General features: G+C 71.1%; 8 protein-coding genes and 1 pseudogene. 2 read left to right on the top strand and 7 right to left on the bottom strand.

From position 1 onward, the window contains the following. Both ETD96_RS37230 and ETD96_RS37225 read right to left on the bottom strand, forming a co-directional pair. Positions 1–660, bottom strand: a 660-nt coding sequence (locus ETD96_RS37230; RefSeq protein WP_138641209.1) for a D-alanine--D-alanine ligase family protein, incomplete at its 3' end; no start/stop codon positions are given. Between the two features lie 67 nt (positions 661–727). Continuing rightward, positions 728–1,960 (bottom strand): aminotransferase-like domain-containing protein, encoded by a 1,233-nt coding sequence (locus ETD96_RS37225; RefSeq protein WP_138641211.1) that lies wholly within the window; start codon positions 1,958–1,960, stop codon positions 728–730. A 261-nt stretch (positions 1,961–2,221) separates the two neighbouring features. Between ETD96_RS37225 and ETD96_RS37220 the strand changes: the two genes are divergently transcribed. Continuing rightward, entirely contained in the window at positions 2,222–2,839 is a 618-nt protein-coding gene (locus tag ETD96_RS37220; protein WP_131943541.1) for a GNAT family N-acetyltransferase, read from the top strand. A 103-nt stretch (positions 2,840–2,942) separates the two neighbouring features. On the opposite strand, the gene trxA is transcribed toward ETD96_RS37220, so the two are convergent. Both trxA and trxB read right to left on the bottom strand, forming a co-directional pair. Further along, positions 2,943–3,257, bottom strand: a complete 315-nt coding sequence (gene trxA / locus ETD96_RS37215; protein ID WP_138641208.1) for a thioredoxin — start codon at positions 3,255–3,257, stop codon at positions 2,943–2,945. Between the two features lie 217 nt (positions 3,258–3,474). Next, entirely contained in the window at positions 3,475–4,428 is a 954-nt protein-coding gene (gene trxB / locus ETD96_RS37210) for a thioredoxin-disulfide reductase (RefSeq protein WP_138641207.1), read from the bottom strand. 141 nt (positions 4,429–4,569) lie between these two features. Here trxB and ETD96_RS37205 point away from each other — a divergent pair, with 141 nt between their 5' ends. Next, complete coding sequence (locus tag ETD96_RS37205) at positions 4,570–5,142, top strand: dienelactone hydrolase family protein (RefSeq protein ID WP_138641206.1); 573 nt, start codon at positions 4,570–4,572, stop codon at positions 5,140–5,142. A 136-nt stretch (positions 5,143–5,278) separates the two neighbouring features. On the opposite strand, the gene ETD96_RS37200 is transcribed toward ETD96_RS37205, so the two are convergent. The 3 genes and pseudogenes from ETD96_RS37200 to ETD96_RS37190 form a co-directional block, all read right to left on the bottom strand. After that, positions 5,279–6,046, bottom strand: a complete 768-nt coding sequence (locus ETD96_RS37200; RefSeq protein ID WP_138641205.1) for an anti-sigma factor family protein — start codon at positions 6,044–6,046, stop codon at positions 5,279–5,281. Beyond that, on the bottom strand, positions 6,043–6,666 hold the full coding sequence (gene sigM / locus ETD96_RS37195) for an RNA polymerase sigma factor SigM (RefSeq protein ID WP_171069408.1): 624 nt from the start codon (positions 6,664–6,666) through the stop codon (positions 6,043–6,045). Before sigM ends, ETD96_RS37200 begins: the two co-directional genes overlap by 4 nt. 169 nt (positions 6,667–6,835) lie before the next feature. Then, positions 6,836–7,536 (bottom strand): annotated as a pseudogene (locus ETD96_RS37190) (AMP-binding protein); the annotation flags it as partial.

Genomic DNA, 7,536 nt, shown 5'->3' with positions numbered 1-7,536 from the left:
GGCCGTGTAGTCGTAGAGGCGGCCGGGCGTGACGATCTCGACGGCGGGGAGCGCGGTGGGGACGCCGTCCTGCTCGATGACGCTGACGGCCACCTCGGTGCCGGAGACGTAGCGCTCGACGAGTGCCGCGTCGCCGTAGGCGAAGCAGCTGACCATGGCGGCGGACAGCTCGGACGGTTCGTGGACGACGGAGGCGCCCAGCGCGGAGCCGCCGCGGGTCGGCTTGACGAACAGGGGCAGGCCGAGCGCGTCCACGATGCGGGCGAGGACGGACGCCGCGCCGAGGTCGTGGAAGACCTCTTTCGGGAGGGCGACGGAGTCGGGGGTCTGGAGGCCGGCGCGGCGGACGACGGACTTGGCGGTCGGCTTGTCCCAGGCGACACGGCAGGCGTCCGGACGGGCGCCAAGGTAGGGCACGCCGACCAGTTCGAGGACGTCGCGGATCGAGCCGTCCTCCCCCGAGGCGCCGTGCAGGACGGGGAAGACGATGTCCGGCGGGTCGTCGGTCAGCGCGTCCAGGAGTGTCGCGTCGGCGTCGCGTAGTTCGACCGGGATGTCGCGGGCGCGCAGCGCGTCGGTGACGCGGCGGCCGGACCGGAGCGACACCTCCCGCTCGTACGACAGACCTCCGGCGAGGACGACGACATGCCCGAGTTCCACCGCTGGTGCCCCTCTTGGATGGTGTGGTGCGCGCCGGGCGCCCCGGCGCGCGTTTCACGTGAAACCGTCAGACGACGTCCGGCCCCGGCGTCTGGACGCCGGTGGACGCGCTGCCGACGGCGCCGCCGAACGTGTCGCGGAGGCTGATCTCGTTCTCGACCACCGTCGCGAGCCGCCGGACGCCCTCCCGGATCCGGTGCGGCTCCGGGAAGCAGTACGACAGCCGCAGGTGCCGGTGCCCGTCGCCGTCCGCGTAGAAGCCGGTGCCGGGAACGTAGGCGACCCGCTCGGCGATCGCGCGTGGGGCCATCGCCTTGGAGTCGAGCCCCTCGGGGAGGGTGAGCCAGACGAAGAAGCCGCCGGCGGGTCGCGTCCAGGTGCAACCCTCGGGCATCCAGTGGTCAAGGGATTCCAGCATCGCGTCACGGCGCACCCGGTACAGCTCGCGGAAGTCCTTGATCTGCTCCCGCCACGGCTGCGTGGCGAGGTACTCGCGGACGGCGAGCTGGGAGAAGTTCGACGGGCACAGGATCGCGGACTCGGCGGCCAGGACGAGCTTGGCCCGCACCGCGTGCGGCGCGAGCACCCAGCCGACGCGGAGGCCGGACGCGATGGTCTTGGAGAACGAGCCGAGGTAGATGACGCGCTCGGAGTCGTCCGCGCGCAGCGCGCGCATGGGGTCGCCGTCGAAGCCGAGGAGCCCGTACGGGTTGTCCTCGACGACCAGGATGTCGTACTCGGCGCAGATCTCCAGGATCTGCGCGCGGCGGGCGGTGGTGAGGGTGACGCCGGCCGGGTTCTGGAACGTCGGGACGGTGTAGAGGAACTTGACGCTGCGCCCCTGGGCGCGGAGGGAGGCGAGCGTCTCGCGGAGCGCGGACGGGATGAGCCCGGCCTCGTCCAGCGGGACGTGCACCACGTCGGCTTGGTAGGACGCGAACGTGCCGAGCGCGCCGACATAGGACGGGGCCTCGGCGAGGACGACGTCGCCCGGGTCCACGAAGATCTTGGTGATGAGGTCGAGCGCCTGCTGCGCGCCGACGGTGACGACCACGTCGTCCGGGGACGCGTGGACGCCCTCCAGGGACATGACCTCGCAGATGTGCTCGCGGAGCTTCTCGTCGCCCTGCGCGGACCCGTACTGCAGCACCTCGGCGCCCTTGCCGGCGACGAGCTCGCCGATCATCTCCCCGACGGCGTCGAGGGGGAGCGCGGACACGTAGGGCGCCCCGCCCGCGAGGGAGACGATCTCCGGCCGCGCGACCATCGCGAACAGGGCCCGGATCTCGGATGGCACCATGCCGGCGGCGCGGGCGGCGTAGCGATCGGCGTAGACGTCCGTACGCGAATGCTGTTCCACGAGGCACCTCCGGGTGTGATGACTTCCCTGCAAACTACGCCATGGCGGCCGCGCCGGACCGCTTCGGGTGTGGCGTGCCGCCGGGTTGGGGAAACTCCTGTCCGATACGATGCCCGCGGGTCCCGGTTGGTTGCCGGGTAGTTCCGCCGTCACGGGTTCCAGGCCCGGCGGGCGAGGTTCGAGGCAGGGGGTGCCGACCCGGTGTCGCGTCGTCTCGTCAACATCACGCTGGACAATCTCGACGATCTGCCGCATCGCTGTCGCGGTTGCGTGTTCTGGGAGCTTGATCCGGTCAGCCGGGACCGTGCGCTGGAGAGCGGCGACTCGGGCTTGGAGAAGGAGGCGTGGATCTCCTCGACGCTGCTGGAGTGGGGCAGCTGCGGCAAGATCGCGTACGTGGACAACGTCCCGGCGGGGTTCGTGATGTACGCGCCGCCGCTGTACGTGCCGCGCTCGGTGGCGTTCCCGACGAGCCCGGTCAGCGCGGACGCCGTGCTGCTGATGACCGCGCACATCCTGCCGGAGTTCGCGGGCGGCGGGCTCGGCCGGATGCTCGTCCAGGGCGTCGCGAAGGACCTGACCCGGCGCGCGGTGAAGGCGATCGAGGCGTTCGGCGACCTGAAGGGCGAGGAGGGCGGGTGCATGGTGCCCGCCGACTACCTGCTGTCGGTCGGGTTCAAGACGGTCCGGCCGCACCACCGGTATCCGCGGCTGCGGCTGGAGCTGAAGTCGGCCCTGTCGTGGCGTGAGGACGTCGAGGTGGCCCTGGAACGGCTGCTGGGCTCCATGACACCGGAGGGGGCGCTACGACCCGTCTGAGGCGATCTGAGCCGGTTTGCACGTGTGGCCCGCATTCCATCGCGGAGTGCGGGCCACACGCTTTCGCGCTCGCCGCGGGAGACGGGGAGGCGGCTCGGGAAGCTCAGATGAACTCGGCGAGGTCGCGGAGCAGGGCGGCCTTCGGCTTGGCGCCCATGATCTGCTTGACGACCTCGCCGTCCTTGTAGACGTTCATCGTCGGGATCTGCATGATGCCGTACTGCTGCGGCACCGTCGGGTTCTCGTCGATGTTCATCTTCACGATCTCGATCTTGTCGCCGTGCTCCTTGGAGATCTCCTCCAGGATCGGCGACACCATCCGGCACGGGCCGCACCACTCGGCCCAGAAGTCGACGAGCACGGGCTTGTCGTTCTTCAGGACCTCGGTCCCGAAGTCGGCGTCGGTCACGGCTTTCATGGTTCTCCTTCTGTTTCGCGCGACGGACGGGTCCCCGACCCGATGCCGCCCGTGCCTGCGGAATCAAGACCCGCCCGGGGAGCGGGTCAGCGTGTACAAGAGCCCGATGCCGCCGCGCCGGTCGCTCGGACCGGTCGGCGGCGGTGGGACGCGACCGGCTCGGGAATCCGACCGGCCTCGGCCTTGGCGGCCGGGCCGGTCGGGTTCGCGAAACGGGTCAGGCTTGCGCGACGGTCTCGGCGGCGTCCTGGTCCTGGAGCCAGCGCTCGGCGTCGATCGCCGCCGAGCAGCCGCTGCCGGCCGCCGTGATCGCCTGCCGGTAGATGTGGTCGACGACGTCGCCGCAGGCGAACACGCCCGGGATCTTCGTCCGCGTGGTCGGCGAGTCGACCAGCAGGTACCCGTCGGTGTCGGTCTCCAGCTGGCCGTCGAACAGCTCGCTGCGCGGGTCGTGCCCGATCGCGATGAACAGCCCGGTGATCTCCAGCGGCGACTCGGTCCCGTTCTTGGTGTTGCGCACCGTGACGCCGGTGACCCGGTCGTCGCCCTGGATCGACACGACCTCGCTGTCCCACAGGAAGCGGATCTTGTCGTTGGCGAACGCCCGGTCCTGCATGATCTTGGAGGCGCGCAGCTCGTCCCGGCGGTGGATGACGGTGACCGTCCGGGCGAACTTCGTCAGGAAGATCGCCTCCTCCATCGCGGTGTCGCCGCCGCCGACGACCGCGATGTCCTGCTCGCGGAAGAAGAAACCGTCACAGGTCGCACACCACGACACGCCGCGCCCCGACAGCCGCTTCTCGTCGGGCAGGCCGAGCTCCCGGTACCCCGACCCGGTCGCCACGATGACGGTCCTGGCCAGGTAGGTCTCGTCGCCGACCTTGACGACCTTGGGGTCGGCGGTCAGGTCGACCTCGGTGACATCGTCGGTGATCAGCTCGGCGCCGAACCGCTCGGCCTGCTTGCGCAGGTTATCCATGAGGTCCGGCCCCATGATCCCGTCGGGGAAGCCGGGGAAGTTCTCCACGTCGGTGGTGTTCATCAGCGCGCCGCCGGCCGTCACCGACCCCTCGAACACCAACGGCTTCAGGTCGCCGCGAGCCGCGTAGACGGCGGCCGTGTAACCCGCGGGCCCGGACCCGATGATGATGACGTTACGGACGTCGCTCACTGTTCTGCGCCTCTCCTCGTTGGCCGTCGGTGCCGCACGTACCGGCCTGCCAGTCGCGTCAACCGATCCTAGGCCCCGGGGATTCCCGGGACACCATGACCGGCCGTCCTACCAGGTGGTGTGCCCTCTAGGGTGTGGTGCATGGCACGCATCCTGCTCCTCCACTCGATGTACGGGCTGCGCCCGGCGGTGCACCAGGCGGCGGACCGGCTCCGCGCGGCCGGGCACGAGGTCCACGTCCCCGACCTGTACGACGGCCGGGTCGTCGACACGGCCGAGGAGGGGTTCGCGATCAAGGAGGAGATCGGCCGGGACGAGCTGCTGCGCCGCGCCGTGCACGCGGCGGCGCCGCTGATCGGCGACGGCGGCCTGGTCTACGCGGGCTTCTCGCTCGGCGGGTCCATCGCGCAGAACCTCGCGTTCGCCGACGAGAGGGCCGGCGGGCTGCTGCTGATGCACGGCACGTCCGACATCGCGGAGGACGCGTCGACCGAGGTCCCGGCGCAGCTGCACGTCGCCGACCCGGACACCTGGGAGCCCGTCGACTGGCTGAACGCCTGGTACCTGCGGATGCGCAAGGCGGGCGCGGACGTCGAGGTCTTCCGCTACCGGGGCGCCGGCCACCTGTTCACCGACCCCGACCTCCCCGACTACGACGCCGACTCGGCGGAACGCGCCTGGACGACCGCCCTCGCCTTCCTCGACTCCCTCTAGGCTCGCCGCGCCCCACGACACGAGCACCGCGATGCGCCCGGCACCCGGCGCGGGTGGCGTGGTCAGGGGGTTGTAGGGACGTGGGGGGACCGGCCGTTCTCGGGGGTGGGTCCGAGAACGGCGGGTGTGGCGCGCGTCAGGCGTTCTCCAGCTTCTTCAGGACGTGCTGGTTCTGGGCGGAGCAGGTCGGGCCGACCACCCAGATGTTCCATTTGCCGGTGCCGACGCCGTGGACGGCGATGACGATCGCCGGGGCGCCCTCGTACTGGGCGTTGTCGACGAGGACGGGCGTCAGACCGCGGGTGACGCCGGTGACGCATCCCTTGAGCTGTGCGGACGGTGCGTCCGACGCGCTCTTGAGCCGCTGCCCGTCGGCGAGCAGCCGGTCGACCTGGGCGCCGAGGGTGCCGGCGCGGTAGTCGGTGCCGCTGCGGGCGACCGTGAAGGCCCCGGCCGGGGCGGCGTTCGGGGCGACCCCGTGTGCCGCACCGGATTGGTCGGGATTATCCTGCGCGGGCGTCGACGCCTGACCGTGGTCGCCGCTCACGTCGTCCAATGCCATCGTGCCGACCATCGCGCCGCCGCCGACGACGATCACCGCCGCCGCGGCCGCGGACAGTATCCGCCAATGCCGCCTTCCGCGCCGCTGCTCCAGGCTCACCACGGTGGCGCTGTGCATGGACTCCGCGGCGATGGCGGTGTCGATGCGCTCGGCCAGTTCGGCGGGCATGGACGGTACGGGTGCCTCCGCCAGGATCCGGGAGACGTCCGCAAGGTCGGCGGACAGCTCACGGCATTCGGCGCAGGTGTCGAGGTGCGCGTTGACGGAGGCGGCTTCGTCGTCTTCGAGCAATCCCTCGGCCAGGTCGGCGAGGACCTCGTAGTCATAGTGTGCGGGGTTCACTTGGGCATGCCACCTCCTTCCACACCTCCGACGTTTTTGCCGTCCCGTCGGTTCCGGTGGTGGGTGAGAAGGGGCGCGAGACGGGCGCGCCCGCGCGCGCACCGGCTCTTGATCGTTCCGGGCGGAACCTCCATGACCTGGGCCGCGTCGTCGACGGAGTAGCCCATCATGTCGACGAGGACGAGGGCGGCGCGCTGCTCGTACGGCAGCTGCTCCAGGGCGGTGCGGACGTCGAGGGACACCCCGTGCGCGTCGGTCGGGTCGGGCATCTTCGGCGCGACGGCGTCGAACGTCGCGTCGTCGCCCATCGGCGTCGCCGGCCGGACGGACTTGCGCCTGATGCGGTCCAGGCAGGCGTTCACCACGATGCGGTGCAGCCAGGTCGTGACGGCGGCGTCCCCGCGGAACCGCCCGGCCGCGCGGAACGCCGACAGGCACGCGTCCTGCAGCGCGTCGGCCGCCTCCTCCGGGTCGCCGAGGGTGCGGACGGCGACGGCCCACATGCGGTCGCGGTGCCGGTGGACGAGTTCGGCGAACGCGTGCGGGTCCCCCTGGGCGTGGCGGGCGAGGAGCTCCTTGTCGGGCACCTCGCCGACCCGATGCATGCTCACCGAGGTCATGAGCGACCGCTTTCTCGTTCGGGACGCCCGCTCGGTGCCGGACGTCCGCGACCGGCTGCTGGGGTTGGCACCACAGATTCCTGGGGGCGAGGGGACATTCTGCTCACAGGCACGATACAGACAAGAGCAACTCCACGTCACAGCCCTTGTGCACAGTGCGGACGACGGGTCAGCCGGCGGCGCCGTAGACGGTGACCTCCCCGAGCCTGCCCTTGAGGGACGTGGGCAGGGTGGTGAACCAGACGAGCACGTACTGCCCGGTGGCCTCGGGGGACGCGGTGATGGTCAGCTCGCCGCCGGTGGCGGGCTGCTGGCCGATGCGCTTGAGGTCGCCGGGGGACTTGGAGTCCCCGACTCTGACCTGCAGCATCCCGCCGCTCTCGGACGAGTAGATCTTGACCTTGGCGACCTTGACCGGCTTGCCCATGTCGAGCAGGACGCCCATGCCCTTGGAGTAGTTGCCGAACTTGGCGTCGTTGTAGCTCTGCGTCTCCCACGAGCCGCTCGGCTTGCCGTCGATGACGGATTCGACGCCCTTGCCGATGGAGGTGTCGGGGTGGCCGGGCTTGGAGTCCTGGAGGGCCTCGGCGCCCACGGCCTGCAGTTTCACCGTGGTCGGCGCGGGCGGGGCGCTCGTCTTGCCGTTGTCGGTGGGGCCGCCGCCCTCGGGCTCGCCGCCGCCGGTGCCGGTCAGCGCCCAGGCGCCGATGCCGACGATGACGGTCAGCGCGGCCGCGGCGACGCCGAGCAGCGCGCGGTTCGCGGGGCGCTTGGACGCGCCGTGCCCGTGCGCCGGCGCCGTGCGGGTGGACGTGGACGCGGGCGGCTGGCTCTTATACACATCTGACGCTGCCGACGACGGAGAGAGTG

Origin of the sequence: Actinomadura geliboluensis (assembly GCF_005889745.1) — a bacterium.
GTDB lineage: Bacteria > Actinomycetota > Actinomycetes > Streptosporangiales > Streptosporangiaceae > Spirillospora > Spirillospora geliboluensis.
The sequence above is the reverse complement of the archived record's forward strand: the minus strand, read 5'-3'. Positions and strand labels throughout refer to the sequence as shown.

Excerpts from the sequence above, each read along its gene's own strand:
- ETD96_RS37225 (WP_138641211.1), bottom strand. The coding sequence starts at position 1,960 with ATGGTGCCATCCGAGATCCGGGCCCTGTTCGCGATGGTCGCGCGGCCG.
- trxA (WP_138641208.1), bottom strand. The coding sequence starts at position 3,257 with ATGAAAGCCGTGACCGACGCCGACTTCGGGACCGAGGTCCTGAAGAAC.
- ETD96_RS37205 (WP_138641206.1), top strand. The coding sequence starts at position 4,570 with ATGGCACGCATCCTGCTCCTCCACTCGATGTACGGGCTGCGCCCGGCG.
- sigM (WP_171069408.1), bottom strand. The coding sequence starts at position 6,666 with ATGACCTCGGTGAGCATGCATCGGGTCGGCGAGGTGCCCGACAAGGAG.